Below are 20,353 nucleotides of genomic sequence, written 5' to 3' on the forward strand. Positions count from 1 at the left end.
GGCGAAACCTAAACGTTCGCTGTGGGGAATCCAGTCTGAAAGGTCTGCATGTTCACGAAGATCCTGGTTGCCAATCGCGGCGAGATCGCCATTCGAGCGTTTCGAGCCGCCGTCGAACTCGGTGCGAAGACGGTCGCGGTGTATCCGTTCGAAGACCGCAACTCGCTGCACCGGCTGAAGGCCGACGAGGCGTACCAGATCGGTGAGCCGGGCCACCCCGTGCGCGCCTACCTCGACGTCGCCGAGATCATCCGCGTCGCGAAGCTGTCGGGCGCCGACGCGATCTACCCCGGCTACGGGTTCCTCTCCGAGAACCCCGAGCTCGCGCAGGCCGCCGAGGCGGCCGGCATCACCTTCATCGGTCCGCCCAAGCGCGTGCTCGAGATGGCCGGCAACAAGGTCACGGCCAAGGAGCACGCGATCGCCGCGGGCGTTCCCGTGCTGAAGTCGACGCCTCCGTCGCGCGACATCGAAGAACTCGTGGCCCAGGCCGACGAGGTCGGCTTCCCGATCTTCGCCAAGGCGGTCGCCGGCGGCGGCGGCCGCGGCATGCGCCGCGTCGCGACGAAGGACGACCTGCGCGCCGCCCTCGAAGAGGCCATGCGCGAGGCCGACAGCGCCTTCGGCGACCCGACCATGTTCCTCGAGCAGGCGGTGCTCCGGCCGCGCCACATCGAGGTCCAGGTGCTCGCGGATGCCTCGGGCGAGACCGTGCATCTGTTCGAGCGCGACTGCTCGGTGCAGCGCAGGCACCAGAAGGTCATCGAGATCGCTCCCGCCCCCAACCTCTCCGACGACGTGCGGCAGTCGCTCTACCGCGACGCGATCGCCTTCGCGAAGTCGATCGGCTACGTCAACGCCGGCACCGTCGAGTTCCTGCTCGACACCGCAGGCGAGCGCGCCGGCGAACACGTGTTCATCGAGATGAACCCGCGCATCCAGGTCGAGCACACGGTGACCGAGGAGGTCACCGACGTCGACCTCGTCGTCTCCCAGATCCGCATCGCGGCGGGGGAGTCCCTCGCCGAGCTCGGCCTCGAGCAGTCGTCGATCCGGCTCCGCGGCGCTGCGCTCCAGTGCCGCATCACGACGGAGGACCCGACTGCCGGGTTCCGCCCCGACACGGGCAAGATCACGACGTACCGTTCGCCGGGCGGCGCCGGCATCCGCCTCGACGGCGGCACGATCAACCCGGGCGCGCAGATCAGCCCGCACTTCGACTCGATGCTCGCCAAGCTGACCTGCCGTGGACGTGACTACCCGGCCGCGGTGGCCCGGGCGAAGCGCGCCCTCGCCGAGTTCCGCATCCGCGGCGTCTCGACGAACATCCCGTTCCTCCAGGCCGTGCTCGAGGACCCGGCGTTCGTCGCGGGCGACCTCAGCACGTCGTTCATCGACGAGCGGCCGCAACTGCTCCGCGGTCGCGTCTCGAAGGACCGCGGCACCAAGATCCTCAACTGGCTCGCGGATGTCACGGTGAACCAGCCGAACGGACCGGCGCCGACGAGCGTCAGCCCCGCCGACAAGCTGCCCGTGATCGACCTCTCGGTTCCGGCCCCGGCAGGCTCGCGCCAGCGTCTGCTGGAGCTCGGCCCGGCTGGCTTCGCGAAGGCACTCCGCGACCAGACGCCGCTCGCCGTCACCGAGACGACGTTCCGCGACGCTCACCAGTCGCTGCTGGCGACCCGGGTGCGCACGCGCGACCTCGTGGCCGTCGCGCCCTACGTGGCGCGCATGACACCCGAACTCCTCTCGGTCGAGGCCTGGGGCGGTGCCACGTACGACGTCGCCCTCCGCTTCCTCGGCGAAGACCCGTGGGACCGTCTCGCCGCCCTTCGCGAGGCACTGCCGAACATCAACATCCAGATGCTGCTGCGCGGGCGCAACACGGTCGGCTACACCCCGTACCCGACCGAGGTGACCGATGCGTTCGTGCGCGAAGCCGCCGCGACGGGTGTCGACATCTTCCGCATCTTCGATGCGCTGAACGACGTCTCGCAGATGCGTCCGGCGATCAACTCGGTGCTCTCGACGGGCCACGCGGTGGCCGAGGTTGCGTTGTGTTACACGGGGGATCTGCTCGATCCGGCCGAAGATCTGTACACGCTCGACTACTACCTCCGGCTCGCCGACCAGATCGTCGGGGCGGGCGCGCACGTGCTCGCGATCAAGGACATGGCGGGTCTGCTCCGCCCCGCGGCCGCCGAGAAGCTCGTCGGCGCCCTGCGGGAGCGGTTCGACGTGCCCGTGCACCTGCACACGCATGACACGGCAGGCGGCCAGCTGGCCACGCTCCTGGCCGCGAGCCGTGCGGGCGTCGACGCCGTCGACGTCGCGAGCGCGCCGATGGCCGGCACCACGAGCCAGCCGTCCGCCTCCTCGCTCGTCGCGGCACTCGCGCACACCGAGCGCGACACCGGCATCTCGCTCGACGCCGTCTCCGATCTCGAGCCGTACTGGGAGGCCGTGCGTCGCCTGTACCGCCCCTTCGAGTCGGGCCTGCCCGGCCCCACCGGCCGCGTCTACCACCACGAGATCCCCGGCGGACAGCTGTCGAACCTGCGCCAGCAGGCGATCGCACTGGGCCTCGCCGACGACTTCGAGCTCATCGAGGACATGTACGCGGCAGCCGATCGGATCCTCGGCCGGGTGCCCAAGGTCACTCCGTCGTCGAAGGTCGTGGGCGACCTCGCCCTGCACCTCGCGGCCGTCAAGGCCGACCCCGACGACTTCGCGGCGAACCCCGAGAAGTACGACGTGCCCGACTCGGTGATCGGCTTCATGGCCGGCGAGCTGGGCGACCTGCCCGGCGGATGGCCCGAGCCGTTCCGCACGAAGGTGCTCGCCGGCAAAGACGTCCGCATCGGCGTCACCGAGCTCACGGCCGAGCAGCGCGAGGCACTCGAGGCCGACAGCACGACCCGACGCGCGATGCTGAACGCGCTCCTCTTCCCGGCGCCGACCCGCCAGTACGAGCAGATCAGGGAGCTGTTCGGCGACCTCTCGGTCGTCGACACCGCCGACTACCTGTACGGACTCCGTCAGGGCGCCGAGCACGTCGTCGAGATCGCGACCGGTGTGAAGCTCTACGCGGGTCTCGAGGCGATCGGCGAGGCCGACGACAAGGGCATGCGCACCGTCATGACGATCCTGAACGGGCAGCTCCGCCCGGTCTTCGTCCGCGACCGATCCATCGTCGTCGAGACTCGCGCAGCCGAGAAGGCGGATGCCTCGCAGCCCGGGCAGATCGCGGCGCCGTTCTCCGGCGTCGTGACCCTCCAGGTCGAGGCCGGTGCCGAGATCGCAGCCGGACAGAGCGTCGCCTCCATCGAGGCGATGAAGATGGAGGCTGCCATCACCTCGCCCATCGCGGGTGTCGTCGAGCGCGTCGCCATCCCCAAGACGCAGCAGGTCGAAGCGGGTGACCTGCTGGTCGTGGTCCGCCCTCGTTAGGCGGTGCGACCGCTCTCGGCGGTGCGCCGCGCTAGGCTTGGAGCGGTTGGCACTGATGAGGAGGGGTATCGGTGACTGAAGACGATTTCAACGACGGCACGGCGTCGCGTCGTGCGTCGGGAGCGGGCACGTCCGCTCTCGACCGCGCGCGCAGGGCGGCGGCGTCCGGCGCGCACTCGGCAGACGACGCCGCGGCGAACCCGAGCGTCCGGGTCGATCTGCCCCCCGCGCCGGTGCACGAGATGCCCGACGACGAGGTGGCGGTGGCCATCGACGACGTCGCGGTCAATCCCGGCAGCCTCGTCGGCGGCGGTGCGAGCACGACCTCGGTCGAGGTCATCACTCCGGCGCTGGCCGGTTCCGGCTACCGTGGCGGGTCGCGGCGCGAGCCGTCGCCCTACAGTGCGCTGCTCGCGTCGGATGCGACGAAGACCCGACGTGAGCGCGTGAGCACCGATACCGGCAGTCATGTCGCGATCGTCGACGTGCCGGGTGAGCCCGCGCTGCCCGCTGAGGTACCCGAGACGGCGGATTCGCTCACGGCCGACCGCCTCATCGATCTGAACCGCACGACCCGGCCGGCGCCGCAGGGCGGGTTCAACCGCCTCATCTACGAGGCATCCCTTCACCTGGTGAATCTCGGCGACTCGCCGAAGGTTCAGGCGTACAAGGCCATGAGCCAGCGCATCCAGCGACGATTCGAGGGCGGCGCTCGATTCGTGCCCGTGCTCACGCGCAAGGGCGGCGTCGGCAAGACGACGATCACCGCACTCCTCGGCATGGCTCTCGCCGACGCCCGCGACGACCGGATCATCGCGATCGATGCGAATCCAGATCGCGGCACCCTCGCCGAGCGTGTCGATCGGCAGACCCGTGAGACCGTGCGCGACGTCGTGGCGAAGGCCTCGTCGATCGGCGGCTACACCGACTTCTCGCGCTTCGTCTCACGTGACGAGACGCGCCTCGACATCCTGGCGTCAGACACCGACCCGACCCTCTCCGAGGCGTTCGACGACAACGACTACAACGTCGTCGCCGGACTCGCGGCTCGCTACTACTCGATCGTGCTCACCGACTGCGGCACGGGCATCGTGCACTCCGTCATGCGTGCGACGCTGCAGCGCGCCGACTCCGTCGTCATCGTCTCGGGCGGCAGCGTCGACGAGGCGCGACTCGCGTCGGAGACCCTCACCTGGCTCGAGGCCAACGGATACGGCGAACTCGTGCGCAATGCGGTCGTCGCGATCAACCTCGCCACGCAGGGCACGCACCTCGTGAAGGTCGACGAGATCGAGGCCCACTTCCAATCGAGGGTGCGCGAGATCGTGCGCATCCCGTACGACCCCCAACTCGCCGCCGGTTCCGTCGTGAACTGGCACGAGTTGCGACCCGTCACCCAGCACGCGGCTCGAGAGCTCGCGGCGCTCGTGGTGGAAGGCATGCCCGCCGAGCGCGAGCACTGAAACGGAGAACTCTTGCCGGAACGCCCCATTCGCCTGTTCGGCGACCCCGTGTTGAAGACCGTCTCCGCCCCCGTCGAACAGGTCGACGATCGTGTGCGCGGGCTCGTTGCCGATCTCATCGACAGCGTGAAGCTGCCCGGCCGTGCCGGTGTCGCGGCATCCCAGATCGGGGTGAACCTGCGCGCGTTCAGCTACAACGTCGACGGCGAGGTCGGGTACATCCTGAATCCCGAGCTCGAGGTCACGGGCGAGAAGGAACTGATCGACGAGGGATGCCTGTCGGTCCCGGGTCTCTGGCACAAGACGCCGCGGCATCCGTTCGCGCGAGTGCGCGGCATCGACCTCGACGGCAACGAGATCGAGCTCTCGGGCACCGGGCTCATGGCCCAGGCCCTCCAGCACGAGACCGATCACCTCGATGGGCTGCTCTACCTCGACCGGCTCGAGAAGGATGAACGCCGCCTCGCGATGAAAGAGGTGCGCGAGTCCGACTGGTTCTGAGCTCGGATGCATGTGAAGGCCCCGCGGAACCCGCGGGGCCTTCAATGCGTCTGACGCAAATGCGTCTGACGTGCTCAGTGCACGATCGAGTGACCCTCGGTCGCCGGGGCACCGGAGTACATCGCCTCGATGTTCGGGCTGAAGTCCTCGAGGATGATGTTGCGCTTGATGCTGAGCTTCGGCGTCAGGTGACCGCTCGCCTCCGTGAGCTCGGTCGCGAGGAGGGTGAACTTGCGGATCGACTCCGCTCGCGAGACCGTCTCGTTGGCCGCGTCGATGGCCCGCTGCACCTCGGCGAGCACCGCGGGATTGACCGTGGCCTCCTCGAGGCTCATGCCGGCGTCTTCGCCGTTGTTGTTGAGCCACACCGGGAGCATCTCGGGGTCGAGCGTGATGAGGGCCGAGATGAACGGCTTCTTGTCGCCGACCACGACGACCTGGCCGACGAGCGGATTCGCGCGGATCGGGTCTTCGAGCGCGGCAGGGGAGACGTTCTTGCCTCCAGCCGTGACGATGATCTCCTTCTTGCGGCCGGTGATGGTGAGGAACCCGTCGGCGTCGAACGAACCGATGTCACCGGTCTTGAACCACTCGCCGTCGAACGCCTCGGCCGTGGCCTCGGGGTTCTTCCAGTACTCCTTGAAGACGTCGACGCCCTTGATCTGCACTTCACCGTCGTCGGCGAGTCGCACTGCCACGCCCGGGAGGGCGGGGCCGACGGTGCCGATCTTCGACTTGTTCGCCAGGTTCACCGTGGCTGGCGCGGTCGACTCGGTGAGGCCGTAGCCCTCGAGGATCGTGATGCCGAGCGCGTGGTAGAAGTGCCCGAGTCGCGGACCGAGCGGCGCAGACCCCGACACGGCGTACTTGACGTTGCCGCCCATCGCGGCCCGCAGCTTCGAGAGCACGAGTCGGTCGAGCACCTTGAACTTGAGGTTGAGGCCCAGCGGCACCGAGCCGGCCTCTTTCGCCATGGAGTACGCCACGGCGGTCTCGGCGGCGGCGCGGAAGATCTTGCCCTTGCCGCCGGCTTCGGCCTTCTGCTCGGACGCGTTGTAGACCTTCTCGAACACGCGCGGCACTGCGAGGAGGAAGGTCGGCTTGAAGCTCGCGAGCGAGGGCAGCAACTGCTTCGTGTCGGCCTGGTGACCCACGCGCACGCCGGCGTGCACCGAGAGCACCGCGATGAAGCGGGCGAACACGTGCGCCGTGGTGATGAAGAGGAGCGTGGAGGCTCCGTTGGGGTCGAGCACGACCTCGTTGAGGGCGACCGCGGCGTTGCGGGACAGCTCGACGAAGTTCGAGTGCGTCAGCACGCAGCCCTTCGGCTTGCCGGTCGAGCCCGAGGTGTAGATGAGCGTCGCGATGTCGGAGCCCACGGCGAGGTTGCGACGTCGCTCGATCTCCTCGTCGGGGACCTCGGTGCCGCCGGCGACGAGCTTGTCGAGGTCGCCGAGGTCGATCTGCCAGACGCCCCGGATGGCCGGGAGGTCGGGGTGCACCTCGTCGAACCGGGCGAAGTGGTCGGGGGTCTCGACGATGACGGCGATCGCGCCGGAGTCGCTCAGGTTCCACCGCACCTGCGAGGGGGAGCTGGTCTCGTAGATCGGCACGAGCACTGCGCCGGCGAACCACGTGGCGAAGTCGATCAGGGTCCACTCGTAGCGGGTCTTGCACATCAGGCCGATCTTGTCGCCCGGCTGGATGCCGGCCGCGACGAGGCCCTTGGCAAGGGCGATCACCTGGTCGTAGAACTCCTTCGTGGTGACCGGGGACCAACCGCCGTCGGCCGTGGGGAGCGAGAACAGGACGGAATCGGGAGTCGCGGCGACGCGGTCGACGAGCAGGTCGGTGGTGTTCGCTTCTGGGTCAGCTGCGACCACGGGTGGGGTAGCGAATTCGATCACGGTAGCTCCTTCGGCACCGGGAGGGTTGCGCGCGGCTCGGGCACCAGCGCGAACCTCGGCATTGGGGTCCATTACACTCTAGTCGTTGCTCACGACCGCCCCAGGTCTCAGCTCCATCACGCTTCGTCCCCTTCTGAAAGGCAGCCTCCCGGTGCATGCGATCGGTATCGACATCGGTGGAACGAAGATCGCGGGCGCGATCGTCGACCAGCTCGGCAACATCGTCGCGAGCGACCGCGTGCCGACGCCCGCGGGTGATTCGACACTCCTCGAGGACGCGGTCGTGCAGATGATCGACTCGCTCCGGGCACGAGCCGAAGAAGAGATCGTCGCGATCGGCGTCGCGGCGGCGGGCTTCGTCGACGCCGCCCAGTCGACCGTCTACTACGCGCCCAACATCGACTGGCGCAACGAGCCATTCCGCGAGAAGCTCGAGGCACGGGTCGGCACTGCCGTCGTCGTCGACAACGACGCCAACGCGGCGGGCTGGGCGGAGTTCCGCTTCGGTGCCGGACGGCTCGTGAGCGACATGGTCATGCTCACGATCGGCACCGGAGTCGGCGGCGCGATCGTGGCCGGCGACCGCCTGTTCCGGGGCGGCTTCGGCGCGGGCGCAGAGCTCGGCCACCTGCGCGTCGTCCCCGACGGACTCGCATGCGGGTGCGGCCAGCGCGGATGCATCGAGCAGTACGGATCCGGGCGGGCGCTGCTGCGCATGGCCAACGAGATCGCCGACGCCGGCGGTATCGGTCAAGGCCTGGCCCGAGTGCGCTCCGAGCACGGCGAACTCGACGGACGACTCGTCGGCGAGCAGATCGCCGCGGGCGATGCCGGCGCGATCGCAGCCCTGCGTCAGCTGGGGCACTGGCTCGGCCAGGCCGCCGCGAGCCTCTCGGCCGTGCTCGACCCGCAGCGCTTCGTCTTCGGAGGCGGCGTCTCCGTGGCGGGAGAGCTCCTGCTCGAGCCGATCCGCGCGGCCTATCTCGAGCACCTCCCGGCACGCGGCTACCACCCCGAGCCCGACTTCGTGATCGCCGAGCTCGTCAACGACGCCGGCGTCGTCGGCGCGGCCGACCTCGCCCGCGTGTGGGTCGCCGAGCACGCCGGAACCCCGCGACGCTAGGCTGAGTCGGTGCTGCAGAGGGAAGGGGGTCCGCGTTGTTCTACTGGATCATGAAGAACCTCGTGATCGGTCCGATCCTCCTCTCGATCTTCCGGCCGTGGGTCGTCGGCCTCGAGAACGTGCCCAAGGAGGGTGCGGTCGTGCTCGCCTCGAACCACCTCTCGTTCATCGACTCGATCTTCCTGCCGCTCATCGTCGACCGCCCGGTCGTCTTCCTCGCCAAGAGCGAGTACTTCACCGGCAAGGGCCTGAAGGGCTGGGCGACGAAGGTCTTCTTCCAAGCGGCGGGCCAGCTGCCGATCGACCGCTCGGGCGGCAAGGCCTCCGAGGCATCGCTCGAGACGGGCCTCCGGGTGCTCGGCGAGGGCAAGATCCTCGGCATCTACCCCGAGGGCACCCGCAGCCCCGATGGCAAGCTGTACCGGGGCCGCACCGGCGTCGCGCGCATGGTGCTCGAAGCCGGAGTCCCCGTGATCCCCGTCGCGATGATCGGCACCGAGCACGTGATGCCCATCGGCTCACGACTGCCCAAGGTGCGACGCATCGGCATCATCCTCGGCGAGCCGGTCGACTTCAGTCGCTTCGAGGGACTCGAGGGCGATCGCTTCGTGTTGCGTTCCGTGACGGACGAGCTCGTCTACGATCTGCGCGGCCTGAGCGGCCAGGAATACGTCGACGTCTACGCCAGTTCGGTGAAGGAGAAGCGCGCCTCGCAATCGCGATAGGCTCGTTCCGCGGGGACGCGACGTGCGTCGCCGTTTCCCTTTTCGGCGCCGTGTGCGCCCCGAACCCTCAGGACGTTCCCCGTGGTACAGCTCGTCGAGCCGGTCGTGAATGCAGATCCCTCCGTGATTGCCGGCCTCGACTATTGGCGGACCCTCCCCATCAAGCAGCAGCCGACGTGGCCCGACCTCGAAGCCGCGCACGCGGCATCCGCTGAGCTCGCGACCCTTCCTCCTCTGGTCTTCGCTGGCGAGGTCGACATCCTGCGCGACCGGCTCGCCGCCGCGTCGCGCGGTGAGGCGTTCCTGCTGCAGGGCGGCGACTGCGCCGAGACCTTCGCAGGCGCCACGGCCGACCAGATCCGCAACCGCGTGAAGACGGTGCTGCAGATGGCGGTCGTGCTGACCTACGGCGCCTCGATGCCGGTCGTGAAGATGGGCCGCATGGCGGGCCAGTTCGCGAAGCCCCGCTCGAGCGACACCGAAACGCGCGGCGACGTCACCCTGCCCGCCTACCGCGGCGACATCGTGAACGGCTACGACTTCACGCCCGAGTCGCGCGCGGCCGACCCCAACCGCCTGATCAAGGGCTACCACACGGCCGCGTCGACGCTGAACCTCATTCGCGCGTTCACGCAGGGCGGGTTCGCCGACCTCCGCCAGGTGCACTCGTGGAACCAGGGCTTCGCGTCGAACCCCGCGAACGCCCGTTACGAGAACATGGCGCGCGAGATCGACCGCGCGATCAAGTTCATGGAGGCCTGCGGCGCCGACTTCGAGGCGATCAAGCACACCGAGTTCTACACGGGCCATGAGGGCCTGCTCATGGACTACGAGCGCCCCATGACCCGCATCGACTCGCGCACGGGCACGCCGTACGACACGTCGAGCCACTTTATCTGGATCGGCGAGCGCACTCGTGAGCTCGACGGTGCGCACGTCGACTTCCTGTCGCGGGTTCGCAACCCGATCGGCGTCAAGCTCGGCCCGACGACGACGCCCGAGACGATGCTCGAGCTGGTCGAGAAGCTCGACCCCGAGCGCGAGCCCGGGCGCCTGACCTTCATCACCCGCATGGGCGCCGGCAAGATCCGCGACGCGCTGCCGCCGCTGCTCGAGGCCATCAAGGCGAGCGATGCCAACCCGCTGTGGGTCACCGACCCCATGCACGGCAACGGCATCACGACCCCCAACGGCTACAAGACGCGTCGGTTCGACGACGTCGTCGACGAGGTCAAGGGCTTCTTCGAGGCGCACCGCGACGCGGGCACGCACCCGGGCGGCATCCACGTCGAGCTCACGGGCGATGACGTCACCGAGTGCCTCGGCGGCTCGGAGCACATCGACGAAGAGACCCTGGCGACCCGCTACGAGTCGCTCTGCGACCCGCGGCTGAACCACATGCAGTCGCTCGAGCTCGCGTTCCTCGTGGCCGAGGAGCTCGCGGCCCGCTGACGGGCCTCAGGCGCGGGGCATCCGGTTCGGATGTCCCGCGCCTTCGTCGTCCTCGCGCCGGATGATCGGCCGGTCAGCCGAAGTTGACCGTGACCTCGGAACCGCGCTTGACCTTCTCGCCGGCGGCCGGACTCTGCACGGATGCCACCACGGCGCCCTCGAGGAAGGCGGGAACGTTGGATGCCACGGTGAACCCGAGCGCCTCGAGCTGTTCGCGCGCCTGGGCGACCGTCTGGCCCGTGATGACGTTCGGCACCTCGACGAGGTCCTGGCCCTTCGACATGACGAGGGTCAGGGTATCGCCGGGTCGCACCGGGTCGGTCGTCGCGGCCTGCGACAGCACGAGGTCGGCCGCGACATCATCGCTGAACTCGGGTTCGCCATAGGCGACCTGGAGCTCGACGGCGGCCAATGCCGCCTCGGCGTCGGCAGCCGACATTCCGACGACGTCGGGCAGCGGGCCGGCGGAGACCACGAGCGTCAGCTCGCCGAGTTCGGGGTACTCCGCTCCGACCGGGTTGCCCTCGACGTCGAGCACGTCGATGACCGTGTCGGCAGGGACGTCGCCCGAGAACTGGAACACGTTCGGATCGACGACGGTGAAGTCCTTCAGCGCCGCACGTGCATCGGCCGACGGCGTGCCTCGAACCTCTGGGACCGGCAGGATCTGCGGGCCGAGTGAGACGAAGAGCGTCACGGTCGATCCGCGCTGCGCCTGCGCGCCGCCCGCCGGGTCGGTGCCGGACACCTGGCCGGCCGGCACGACAGGGTCGTTGCGCTCGGCTGGCTCGACCGCGAATCCGGCCTCTTCGAGCGCGGCGGTCGCGACAGCCGGTGCGAGCGTCGCCGTCTCGGGCACCGAGGTGAGCGCCCCCGGTCCGGCTCCGAAGTACCAGCCGGTGCCTGCGGCGAGTCCGGTCAGCAGGAGCACGAGCGCGATGATCCAGTAGCCGCGGCGCTTGCGCCGTTCGGCGCTCTTCGCGAGCGCCTCGGTGTCGTCGCCATCGGATGCCTCGAGGGTCGAGGTCGCCGCGGCGGCTGCTCCGCCCGCGCCGATCACGCGTGTCTCGGCGGCCGCGGCCCCGGCCGGCATCGCGCCGCCGGGCAGCACCATGGTCGCCTGGGTCTGCAGCGGTCGATGGGAGGAACGGATGCCCGGTTCGACCTCGCGCAGACGCTCGAGCATCTCGCGGGCGTCGTCGGGGCGGGCTTCGGGATCGCGGTTGGTCGCCCACAGCACGAGTTCGTCGAGTTCGACGGGGACCGCCGGGTTCTTCGAGCTCGGCGTCGGGACCTGGTCGTTGGCATGCTGGTAGGCGATCGCCATGGGCGCCTCACCGACGTAGGGCTGCTCGCCGGTGAGCATCTCGTACATCATGATGCCGACGGCGTAGATGTCGCTGCGGGCATCTGCGACCCCGCGGGTGACGAGCTCGGGGGAGAGGTAGGCGATCGTGCCGAGGAGCGCCTGACCGGTCGCCGTGTTGGCGCTCGCGGCGCGGGCGAGCCCGAAGTCGCCGAGCTTGATGCGGCCGTCGTCGGCGAGCAGCACGTTCTCGGGCTTCAGGTCGCGGTGCACGATGCCGGCCTTGTGCGCGGCCGCGAGGCCTGCGAGCACGGCGTCCATGATGTCGACGGTCTGCTCGGGGGTGAGCTTCTTGTAGTCCTTCAGCAGCTCGCGCAGCGTGATGCCCGGCAGGTACTCCATGACGAGGTACGCCATGTCGGCGTCTTGACCCTGGTCGAAGACGTTCACGACGTTCGGGTGCGCGAGGCGGGCCGCCGAGCGGGCCTCCTGGACGAACCGGGTCTTGAAGGTGTTGTCGTCGGCGAGGTGGCCGTGCATGATCTTGATGGCGACGCGGCGCTCGAGGCGCAGGTCGGTCGCGAGGTACACCGTCGCCATGCCGCCCCGCGCGATGCGGGAGCGCACCTGATAGCGGCCGTCGATGAGACGGCCGATCATGGGGTCGACGGGCGCAGTGGTCACTCTGAGAGTCTACGAAGAGCTATATGCCGCAACCGTTGCAAACGCCGATGGCGCGCCGATCGCAATCCCATCGTGATGAGCGGATGCCGCGGCTCAGCCGAGTTCCGAGAGCCACGCCCGCGCGGACGCCTCCCATTTCGCGTAGTGGTCGGGGTGCGCGCTCAACTGCACGGCCTGTGCGGCTTGGGTGACGGTCAACGACTCCCATCCGGGGATGTCGAGCAGCCCGCGCGTGCGCCCGGCGTTCGGGTTGGCGGCGCCGCCGTAGAACGCCGTCGCGGAGCGGACCGGATCGAGCACCTCCTCGACCGTGCCCCAGCCTTGGCTCGGGCGCTGCTGGAAGAGCCCGAGCGAGTCGAGGTCGCCGTACTCCGGGTTCTTCAGGCCCGACTCCTGCGCGGCCGCAGCCAAAGCGATGACGATTCCTTGATCGGGGACGCCGAGCGCCCGCCCGACGTCGACGATGATGCGGGCGTTCCCCCGCATCTCCTCGGTGAGCGCGACGCTGACCGAGGCCACGCTGACCGCGGCGACGGGCCGCGCGACCCGGAGCACCTGGCCGGCGCGGATCACCGCGGCGACGTCGATCCCGTTGATCGCGGCGAGCTCGGAGACCTGGAACTCGTGCCGTGCGGCGATGTCCCACAGGGTGTCGCCGTCGACGACGGTATAGGCCTCGCCGCCGCTCGGCGCGGCGGGCGCGGGCGCGGGCGCCGGCGTCGGCGCTGCGGGGGCGGGAGCCGCGACATCCGTACCGCCCGGAGGCAGCACGATCGACTGCCCGGGGAAGATCAGGCTCTGCCGACTGAGGCCGTTGGCGCTCAGCATCTGGTCGAGCGCGACGCCGTACGCGGCGGCGATGCCGCTCATGGTGTCGCCCGCGACCACGGTGTGACGGGGGAGCTCGGCGGCGACCGGGACCGGTGCCGGCGCTGTGGCACCGGTGCCGGGGAGCGCGAGTCGCTGCCCGGGGAAGATCAGGCTCGACCAGCCCAGGCCGTTGAGCGCGAGGATGTCGGCGGTGGCGACGCCGTACCGCTCGGCGATGCCGCTCACCGTGTCGCCGTCGCCGACCGTCACCTCCGCGGGCACCGACCCCGTCGACGCGGTCGTCGAGGCGTGCCGGTCGGGTCCGTCGTTCGAGGCCTTGGGCTTGGGCATGCGCTTCGCCGACTGCGGGGCCGCCTCTGCGGGCTGCGCGATGCCGAGCGTGACCGCGATGGTCGAGACGACGGCGAGCGGCAGGGTGATGAGGCGGCGGATGCCCCGGCGACGGTCGTTCGCGCCACGCGCCTGTCGACGCGGATGGTCGACGGCCTCGCTCGCGGTCTCGGCGTCGTACGTCATCGTTGCCCCCTTCGCCCGGCATGGTGCTCCCGGCCCCCGCGGCAACCGTCGCATAGCGCATTGGGGGAGTCAAACACCTCGACGCGAGTCCCGTGAAGCGGGTGGTGGACGCACGCGGGGGCGTGTCGCGATCGATGGTTCCGCAAGATGCCCGGCTCGTGGCAGTCTTGAGACGTGACCGATGCTGCCGAAACCGACTGGCTGACCGTTCCCGACCTCGTCGAGATGCTCGGGCAGAGCCCGAGTCGCATCCGTCGACTCATCGACGACCGGCACCTGCTCGCCGCCCGCGTCGACGGCGTGCTCAAGGTGCCGACGGTGTTCCTCCGCGACGGCGCCCCGTTGCCCGAGCTCTACGGGACGGCGAACGTGCTCGCCGACAACGGCTTCACCGACGAAGAGGCGCTCGAGTGGATGCTCGCCGAGGAAGACAGCCTCGGCACCTCGCCGATCGCCGCGCTGCTCGCCGGGCGCAAGGCCGAGGTGCGCCGCGTGGCGCAGGCGCTCGCCTGATCGACTGAGTCGCGTCACGGCTGAGCACCGCACGGGAGAACCCGCTGCGGATGGACCGCTCCGCGTGTCAGCTCGTGCGGCGGGTGACGGCCCTGGCGAGTGAGCCGAGCTCCGTGCGGGCGTCCCTGCTGATCGGGGCCGCTTCGAGCGCCGCCGTCGCCGTCGCGACGTTCGACGTGATGAGCGCCTCGACCTCGTCGACGGCGCCGCACTCGCGGATCGTCTGCTGGAGCATCCTGACCTGTTCGGGCGCGAGCTCGGGGTCGCCGAGGAGTTCGTCGAGCAGGCGTCGCTGACCCGGCGCGAGTCGTTCGCGGGCGATCGCGATGAGCATCGTGCGCTTGCCCTCGCGCAGGTCGTCCCCGCTCGGCTTGCCGGTGACCTCGGGGTCGCCGAACACGCCGAGCAGGTCGTCGCGCAGTTGGTACGCGATGCCGAGCGGCAGGCCGAAGGCGCGGAGCGAATCGAACTGCGCCGTCGAAGCGCCCGCGATTGCGCCGCCGATCACGAGCGGGGCCTCGACGCTGTACTTGGCCGACTTGTAGACGATGACGCGCTCGGCGCGGAGGCGCTGCTCGGATTCGGCCTGGCTCCGCCACGCGCGCTCCGCGAGGATGTCGAGGTACTGGCCGGCCGTGACCTCGGTTCGCATGCGCATGAACTCCGCGCGCGCCGTGCGCGCGGCGTCGCGATCGGGCACGGCCGCGAGGCCCTCGTCGAACAGTTCGTCGCTCCAGCCGAGCAGCAGGTCGCCCAGGAGGATCGCCGAAGCGCGGCCGAACTCGGGCGAGGAACCAGCCCAGCCCGCCTCGGCGTGCAGCTGCTCGAAGAGGCGATGCCCCGACGGGGCGCCCCGTCGGGTGTCGGAGTTGTCGATGATGTCGTCGTGCAGCAGCGCCGCGGCGTGGAAGAGTTCGAGCGCGGATGCCGCGGAGACGACCGGGAACTTGTCGCGCCCGCCCTCCTCGGCGAACGGGTCGAAACCGCGCCCGCCCACCGCTTCCCAGCCCCAGTAGCAGAACAGGGCCCGGAAGCGCTTGCCCCCGCTGAGAAATCGCCTTGAGAACGCGTCGAGCGGTTCGAGGTCGGGGCTGATCTCGCGGAGAATGGAAGTGCGTTCGGCGAGGAAATCCTCGATGCGTTCGTGCACCAAATCGACCAGTCGGGAACCGTGAGCCACCCGCCTAGCCTAGCGAGGCTGAGCGGGGCTAGAATGGACTCGGATGCGTCGATCCCGAGCCTGAGGGGAATGAGATGCCGCTTTCAGAGCAGGAGCAACGTCTTCTCGAGGAGATGGAGCGGAACCTCTATCGCAATGACGCCGACTTCGTGCAAGCAGTCGGCGGTGTTCGTGGTCGACGACCGAATTACCGGGCCATCGTGCTCGGGGTGCTGCTCGCCGTCGCCGGTGCCGGTGCCCTCATCGCAGGCGTGGCCTCGCAGCTCCTCATCATCGGAGTCGTCGGGTTCGCGCTCATGTTCGCCGGCGTGCTCGTCGCGATCACGCCGTCCAAGCGCGGCGCCGCAGCGGCCCCGCCCGCAGAGCCCTCGGCCGCGGGCCGGCCGGGCCGCGGTACCTCTGGCGGCGGCTTCATGGATCGCATGAACGAGCGCTGGGACCGTCGTCAGGACGACCAAGGCTGATCCCTCCACTTCGCACCACCTGAACGGGTCGATCTTCGGATCGGCCCGTTTTTTCGTGCGCCCCGGCCCGAGCTCGATGCCGATCGCCCGTGCTGCACGCGGCATCCGCTGATCGAAGAGTGACGCGGCGCAACGCGCGCGGCCAATCCGAGCCGAATCCCTCCACACCGCTCCACTCCCCGAATGCCAGCATTCACGGCACTTTCACGGGCGTCGACACGCTGAAACGAGCGAATGTCGTTGATCGGTGGATGAGAGTGGAGTAAAGTGGGGTTACCTGGATTCTGGCCGGAGGAAAGGGGGTGGTGCGGTGTTCCTCGGTAGCTACGAACCAAAGCTCGATGAGAAGGGCCGCGTCATTCTTCCGGCGAAGTTCCGGGAGGAGCTCTCGAGCGGCCTCGTGCTCACGCGCGGGCAGGAACACTGCCTCTACGTGTTCAGCGCGCGGGAGTTCGAGAGCATGAGCGACAAGATCCGCCAAGCCCCGGTAACGAGCAAGCAGGCGCGCGACTACATGCGCGTCTTCCTCTCGGGGGCTTCCGCGGAGACCCCCGACAAGCAGCATCGCGTCACCATCCCCGCCACGCTCCGCGCATACGCGGGCCTCGACCGCGACCTCACGGTCATCGGAACGGGCAGCCGGGTGGAGATCTGGGACGCGACGGCATGGGCGACCTACCTCGCCGAGCAGGAGGCGGCCTTCGCGGATACGGCGGAGGAGGTGATCCCCGGACTCTTCTAGTCCTCGGGCTCCGACCCCCAGCCGGCCGCGCCTGGTGCACTTCCCCGCATCAGGACGAACGGATGGGGATCGGAACTCGAGGCCACGAAGGCAAGGCGGAATCATGGACATCGAACGCATTCACACCCCGGTCATGCTGGAGCGCACGCTCGAGCTCCTGGCCCCGGCCCTCGAGGCCGACGGCGCCGTGATGGTCGACGCGACCCTCGGCATGGGCGGCCACACCGCCGCCTTCCTCGAGCGCTTCCCGAAACTCACCGTCATCGGCCTCGACCGAGACACCGACGCACTCGGCATCGCCCGTGAACGGCTCGCGAAGTTCGGCGGCCGTGCACGGTTCGTGCACACCGTCTACGACGGCATCGTCGACGCCGTTCGCGGCGAGGGATTCCGCGAGGTGCACGGCGTGCTCTTCGACCTCGGCGTCTCCTCGCTGCAGCTCGACCGCGCCGAGCGCGGCTTCGCGTACTCGAAGGATGCGCCGCTCGACATGCGCATGGACTTCACGAGCGGGCGCACGGCGGCCGACGTGATCGCGGAGGAGAGCGAAGAGGAGCTCCGCCGCATCTTCCTCGACTACGGCGAGGAGAAGCTCGCCGCGCGGTACGCGAGGGCGATCGTGCGGGCGCGGGCGGATGCCCCGATCACGCGTTCCGGCGAGCTCGTCACCATCATCCAGGCGGCGACCCCCGTCGCGATCCAGCGTCAGGGTCACCCTGCGAAGCGGGTGTTCCAGGCACTTCGCATCGAGGTCAACGAAGAGCTGTCGGTGCTCGAGCGGGCGATGCCCGCCGCGCTCGACACGATCGCCGTCGGCGGCCGCATCGTCGTACTGGCCTACCAGTCGCTCGAAGACCGGATCGTCAAGCGATCGCTCGCCGCCGCGTCGAGCTCGTCGGCTCCGGCCGGACTGCCGATGGAGCTGCCCGAGCACCGGCCGGAGTTCAAGCTCCTGGTGCGAGGCGCCGAACTCGCGAGCGAAGACGAGCAGGCCGAGAACCCGCGGGCCAAGCCCGTGCGGCTCCGGGCCGCCGAGAGACTGAGGAGGGCATCGTGAGCGCAGTGCAGGCCCAGTCCCTCCCCGCTCCCCGGCGGATCGATCACGAGCGCCCGCAGCGACGGCTCCGGCCGGCGCCCGAGCGGGCCGCCCGAGCGAAGCCGCGGCTCGCCTACGCGGTCATCGCACTGGGCGGCGTCGCCGTCATCATCGTGGCCCAGCTGCTGCTCTCGATCGCGGTGACGCAGGGCGCGTACGAGATCGACGCCCTGCAGATGCAGCAGACCACGCTCACGCGTGACGAGCAGAAGCTCTCCGAAGACCTCGATCGCGTCGAGTCGCCCCAGTTCCTCGCCACGAAGGCGGAAGGACTCGGCATGGTTCCGAACTCGGACCCGGTCTATCTCCGGCTCTCCGACGGCGCGGTGCTCGGGCAGCCGACGGCGGCCGAGGGCGGCGCAGGGGCATCCGCGCCGCTCGTCCCGAATGCGCTGATCGACGGCGTGCCGCTCGGCGACGGACCGAAGGCGGGGGAGACTCCGCTCGAGGGGAGTCCCGGTCACTCCGGCGACGCAGCGACCAAGGCTCCTGCCGGGGCCCCGGCGCCCGTCGACGGCGGCCTGCCGACACCCGCCACGCACTGACCGCTCGACCGCTCGACCGCTTGCGAGGACCCACTCGATGAACCGCACCAGCCGCCACCCGATGCGTCGGATCTTGCTCTCGGCCGCCGTGCTCGTGGCGTTGGTCGGCGTCTTCGTCGTGCGACTCGTCGACATTCAGATCGTGCGCGCGGCCGAGCTGAACGAGCAGGCGCAGGAGGCGCGATCGCAGCCGGTCACCGTGTACGGGGCGCGCGGCGACATCGTCGACGCCAACGGCAAGGTGCTCGCCGACAGCGTGATGCGCTACGACATCGTGCTCTCGCCCAAGCAGGCCTCGAAGGCGGTCGTGGAACGCGAGGTCCCCGATCCGGCGGATCCCGAGAAGACGACGGACGTCGTCGTACCCCTTCCGGAACTCGCGGCCGAGCTCGGTGCCGTCGTCGGGCTGACGGGCGACCAGGTGCAGGGGATCATCACGGCGGAGCTCGCCGAGGATCCGAACTCCGACTACGCCTACGTCGCCAAGCTCGTCGACACGGAGACCTACGAGCGGGTGAAGGAGCTCGGCATCCCGTGGGTGTACGCCGACGAGCATCCGAGCCGCCGCTATCCGAACGGCGCGGTCGCGGGCAACCTCATCGGCTTCATGGACTCCGACGGAAACCCCGGCGCGGGGCTCGAGCTGGGCGAGGACGAGTGCCTGGCCGGCGAGAACGGCGAGGTCAGCTACCTGCACAGCCTGCAGGACTGGGTGAAGATCCCCGGCACCGAGATCGTGCACAAGCAGGCGCACGACGGCGGCACGCTGAACCTCACGATCGACACCGACCTCCAATGGGAGGTGCAGCGCATCGCCGAGGCGCAGCGTCAGGCGACCGGCGCAGACTGGGCGACCGTGACCGTGATGGAGGCGAAGACCGGACGGCTGCTGGCCGTGGCCGATGTGCCCACGGTCGATCCGAACAATCCCTCGGCGATCGACGAAGACGATCGGGGATCGCGCTCGTTCACCGCCCCGTTCGAGCCGGGCTCGACGTTCAAGGCGCTCACCGCTGCATCCGTGATCAATGCGGGCCTGGCCGATCCGTTCAGCAAGATCGTGGCGCCCTACCGGATCATCTTCCCGAACGGGGCCAACGTCAACGACAGCGCCCGTCATGACGACCAGCAGCTCACCCTCACGGGCGTGCTCATCGAGTCCTCCAACACCGGCATGTCGCAGTTCGGCGAGCTCATGAGCGACCGGGCCCGCTACGACGACATGCTGAAGTTCGGCCTCGGTTCCGAGACCGAGGTCGGCTTCCCGGCCGAGGCCAGCGGCGACCTGCACGGCGACCCCGACGACGACTGGGACAACCAGACCAAGTACGCCACCATGTTCGGCCAGGGCCTGACCACCACCGCGGTGCAGATCGCGAGCGTCTACCAGACCATCGCGAACGGCGGCGTCCGGATGCCGGTCACCCTCGTCGACGGCTGCGAGAACGACGACGGCACGGAGACGACCCCGCCGACGCAGGGGGAGCAGGTGATCTCGGCGGAAGCCGCCGCCGAGACGAGCCAGATGCTCGAGCGCGTCTACCAGGACGCCTGGCTCTCCGACAAGTGGAACATCCCCGGGTACCGGGTCGCCGCGAAGACCGGAACCGCACAGGTCCCCGACGGCGACGGCGGCTACCTGAAGGGCTACCTCGTCTCCGTTTCGGGCTTCGCCCCGGCCGACGATCCGCAGTTCGTCGTTTCGGTGAGCATCATGAATCCCGTTAAGATGAATTCGTCCGCCGCATCCGCTCCCGTCTTCCAAGAGGTGATGAGCCAGGTGCTGAAGAAGTACCGGACCGTTCCATCCGGCGCCCCGGCGCCCGAGCTGCCAGCTACCTGGTGAGAAAGT

At 69.4% G+C, this 20,353-nt stretch carries 16 protein-coding genes; 12 read left to right on the top strand and 4 right to left on the bottom strand.

Features of this window, described 5'->3' with window-relative positions:
• Positions 1-48: 48 nt before the first annotated feature.
• From ASD23_RS06230 to def, 3 genes are all read left to right on the top strand, one after another.
• Positions 49-3,453, top strand: a complete 3,405-nt coding sequence (locus ASD23_RS06230; RefSeq protein ID WP_056008196.1) for a pyruvate carboxylase — start codon at positions 49-51, stop codon at positions 3,451-3,453.
• 71 nt (positions 3,454-3,524) lie between these two features.
• Positions 3,525-4,916 (top strand): MinD/ParA family ATP-binding protein, encoded by a 1,392-nt coding sequence (locus ASD23_RS06235; protein WP_056008199.1) that lies wholly within the window; start codon positions 3,525-3,527, stop codon positions 4,914-4,916.
• Between the two features lie 12 nt (positions 4,917-4,928).
• Positions 4,929-5,417, top strand: coding sequence for a peptide deformylase (gene def, locus ASD23_RS06240; protein WP_056008202.1), 489 nt, complete (start codon positions 4,929-4,931; stop codon positions 5,415-5,417).
• 74 nt (positions 5,418-5,491) lie between these two features.
• Here the strand turns inward: def and ASD23_RS06245 are convergent, their stop codons facing one another.
• Positions 5,492-7,324: an AMP-dependent synthetase/ligase gene (locus ASD23_RS06245; RefSeq protein ID WP_056008205.1), complete on the bottom strand. Its 1,833-nt coding sequence runs from the start codon at positions 7,322-7,324 to the stop codon at positions 5,492-5,494.
• 151 nt (positions 7,325-7,475) lie between these two features.
• Here ASD23_RS06245 and ASD23_RS06250 point away from each other — a divergent pair, with 151 nt between their 5' ends.
• The 3 genes from ASD23_RS06250 to ASD23_RS06260 all read left to right on the top strand — a co-directional run bounded on the left by ASD23_RS06250 (position 7,476) and on the right by ASD23_RS06260 (position 10,624).
• Complete coding sequence (locus ASD23_RS06250; protein ID WP_056008209.1) at positions 7,476-8,447, top strand: ROK family glucokinase; 972 nt, start codon at positions 7,476-7,478, stop codon at positions 8,445-8,447.
• A 35-nt stretch (positions 8,448-8,482) separates the two neighbouring features.
• On the top strand, positions 8,483-9,172 hold the full coding sequence (locus tag ASD23_RS06255; RefSeq protein WP_056008212.1) for a lysophospholipid acyltransferase family protein: 690 nt from the start codon (positions 8,483-8,485) through the stop codon (positions 9,170-9,172).
• 81 nt (positions 9,173-9,253) lie between these two features.
• Complete coding sequence (locus tag ASD23_RS06260) at positions 9,254-10,624, top strand: class II 3-deoxy-7-phosphoheptulonate synthase (RefSeq protein ID WP_056008218.1); 1,371 nt, start codon at positions 9,254-9,256, stop codon at positions 10,622-10,624.
• A gap of 73 nt (positions 10,625-10,697) precedes the next feature.
• Here ASD23_RS06260 and pknB read toward each other — a convergent pair whose 3' ends face one another.
• Both pknB and ASD23_RS06270 read right to left on the bottom strand, forming a co-directional pair.
• Complete coding sequence (gene pknB, locus ASD23_RS06265) at positions 10,698-12,590, bottom strand: Stk1 family PASTA domain-containing Ser/Thr kinase (RefSeq protein ID WP_442854325.1); 1,893 nt, start codon at positions 12,588-12,590, stop codon at positions 10,698-10,700.
• Between the two features lie 117 nt (positions 12,591-12,707).
• Positions 12,708-13,961, bottom strand: coding sequence for a LysM peptidoglycan-binding domain-containing protein (locus ASD23_RS06270; protein WP_082571275.1), 1,254 nt, complete (start codon positions 13,959-13,961; stop codon positions 12,708-12,710).
• A gap of 174 nt (positions 13,962-14,135) precedes the next feature.
• Here ASD23_RS06270 and ASD23_RS06275 point away from each other — a divergent pair, with 174 nt between their 5' ends.
• The gene (locus ASD23_RS06275) at positions 14,136-14,474 is read left to right on the top strand and encodes an Rv2175c family DNA-binding protein (RefSeq protein ID WP_056008227.1); all 339 of its coding nucleotides are present in this window, start codon (positions 14,136-14,138) and stop codon (positions 14,472-14,474) included.
• 67 nt (positions 14,475-14,541) lie between these two features.
• Here the strand turns inward: ASD23_RS06275 and ASD23_RS06280 are convergent, their stop codons facing one another.
• Positions 14,542-15,654, bottom strand: a complete 1,113-nt coding sequence (locus ASD23_RS06280) for a polyprenyl synthetase family protein (RefSeq protein ID WP_056008230.1) — start codon at positions 15,652-15,654, stop codon at positions 14,542-14,544.
• Positions 15,655-15,728: 74 nt separating this feature from the next.
• Between ASD23_RS06280 and ASD23_RS06285 the strand changes: the two genes are divergently transcribed.
• The 5 genes from ASD23_RS06285 to ASD23_RS06305 all read left to right on the top strand — a co-directional run bounded on the left by ASD23_RS06285 (position 15,729) and on the right by ASD23_RS06305 (position 20,347).
• The gene (locus ASD23_RS06285) at positions 15,729-16,118 is read left to right on the top strand and encodes a DUF3040 domain-containing protein (protein WP_056008233.1); all 390 of its coding nucleotides are present in this window, start codon (positions 15,729-15,731) and stop codon (positions 16,116-16,118) included.
• A gap of 310 nt (positions 16,119-16,428) precedes the next feature.
• Complete coding sequence (gene mraZ, locus ASD23_RS06290) at positions 16,429-16,860, top strand: division/cell wall cluster transcriptional repressor MraZ (protein ID WP_056008236.1); 432 nt, start codon at positions 16,429-16,431, stop codon at positions 16,858-16,860.
• A 103-nt stretch (positions 16,861-16,963) separates the two neighbouring features.
• Positions 16,964-17,917 (top strand): 16S rRNA (cytosine(1402)-N(4))-methyltransferase RsmH, encoded by a 954-nt coding sequence (gene rsmH, locus ASD23_RS06295; RefSeq protein WP_056008239.1) that lies wholly within the window; start codon positions 16,964-16,966, stop codon positions 17,915-17,917.
• Entirely contained in the window at positions 17,914-18,501 is a 588-nt protein-coding gene (locus ASD23_RS06300; protein ID WP_056008242.1) for a hypothetical protein, read from the top strand. The genes rsmH and ASD23_RS06300 overlap by 4 nt, the downstream gene beginning before the upstream one ends.
• 37 nt (positions 18,502-18,538) lie before the next feature.
• Positions 18,539-20,347 carry a peptidoglycan D,D-transpeptidase FtsI family protein gene (locus tag ASD23_RS06305; RefSeq protein ID WP_082571277.1) on the top strand — a complete coding sequence of 603 codons (1,809 nt, stop codon included), beginning with the start codon at positions 18,539-18,541 and terminating at the stop codon, positions 20,345-20,347.
• Positions 20,348-20,353 lie beyond the last annotated feature (6 nt).

The organism is Agromyces sp. Root1464, from assembly GCF_001427265.1.
GTDB lineage: Bacteria > Actinomycetota > Actinomycetes > Actinomycetales > Microbacteriaceae > Agromyces > Agromyces fucosus.

Coding starts and splice junctions, on each gene's coding strand:
- ASD23_RS06305 (WP_082571277.1), top strand. CDS start 18,539: ATGAACCGCACCAGCCGCCACCCGATGCGTCGGATCTTGCTCTCGGCC.
- ASD23_RS06270 (WP_082571275.1), bottom strand. CDS start 13,961: ATGACGTACGACGCCGAGACCGCGAGCGAGGCCGTCGACCATCCGCGT.
- ASD23_RS06230 (WP_056008196.1), top strand. CDS start 49: ATGTTCACGAAGATCCTGGTTGCCAATCGCGGCGAGATCGCCATTCGA.
- ASD23_RS06285 (WP_056008233.1), top strand. CDS start 15,729: ATGCCGCTTTCAGAGCAGGAGCAACGTCTTCTCGAGGAGATGGAGCGG.
- pknB (WP_442854325.1), bottom strand. CDS start 12,590: ATGATCGGCCGTCTCATCGACGGCCGCTATCAGGTGCGCTCCCGCATC.
- rsmH (WP_056008239.1), top strand. CDS start 16,964: ATGGACATCGAACGCATTCACACCCCGGTCATGCTGGAGCGCACGCTC.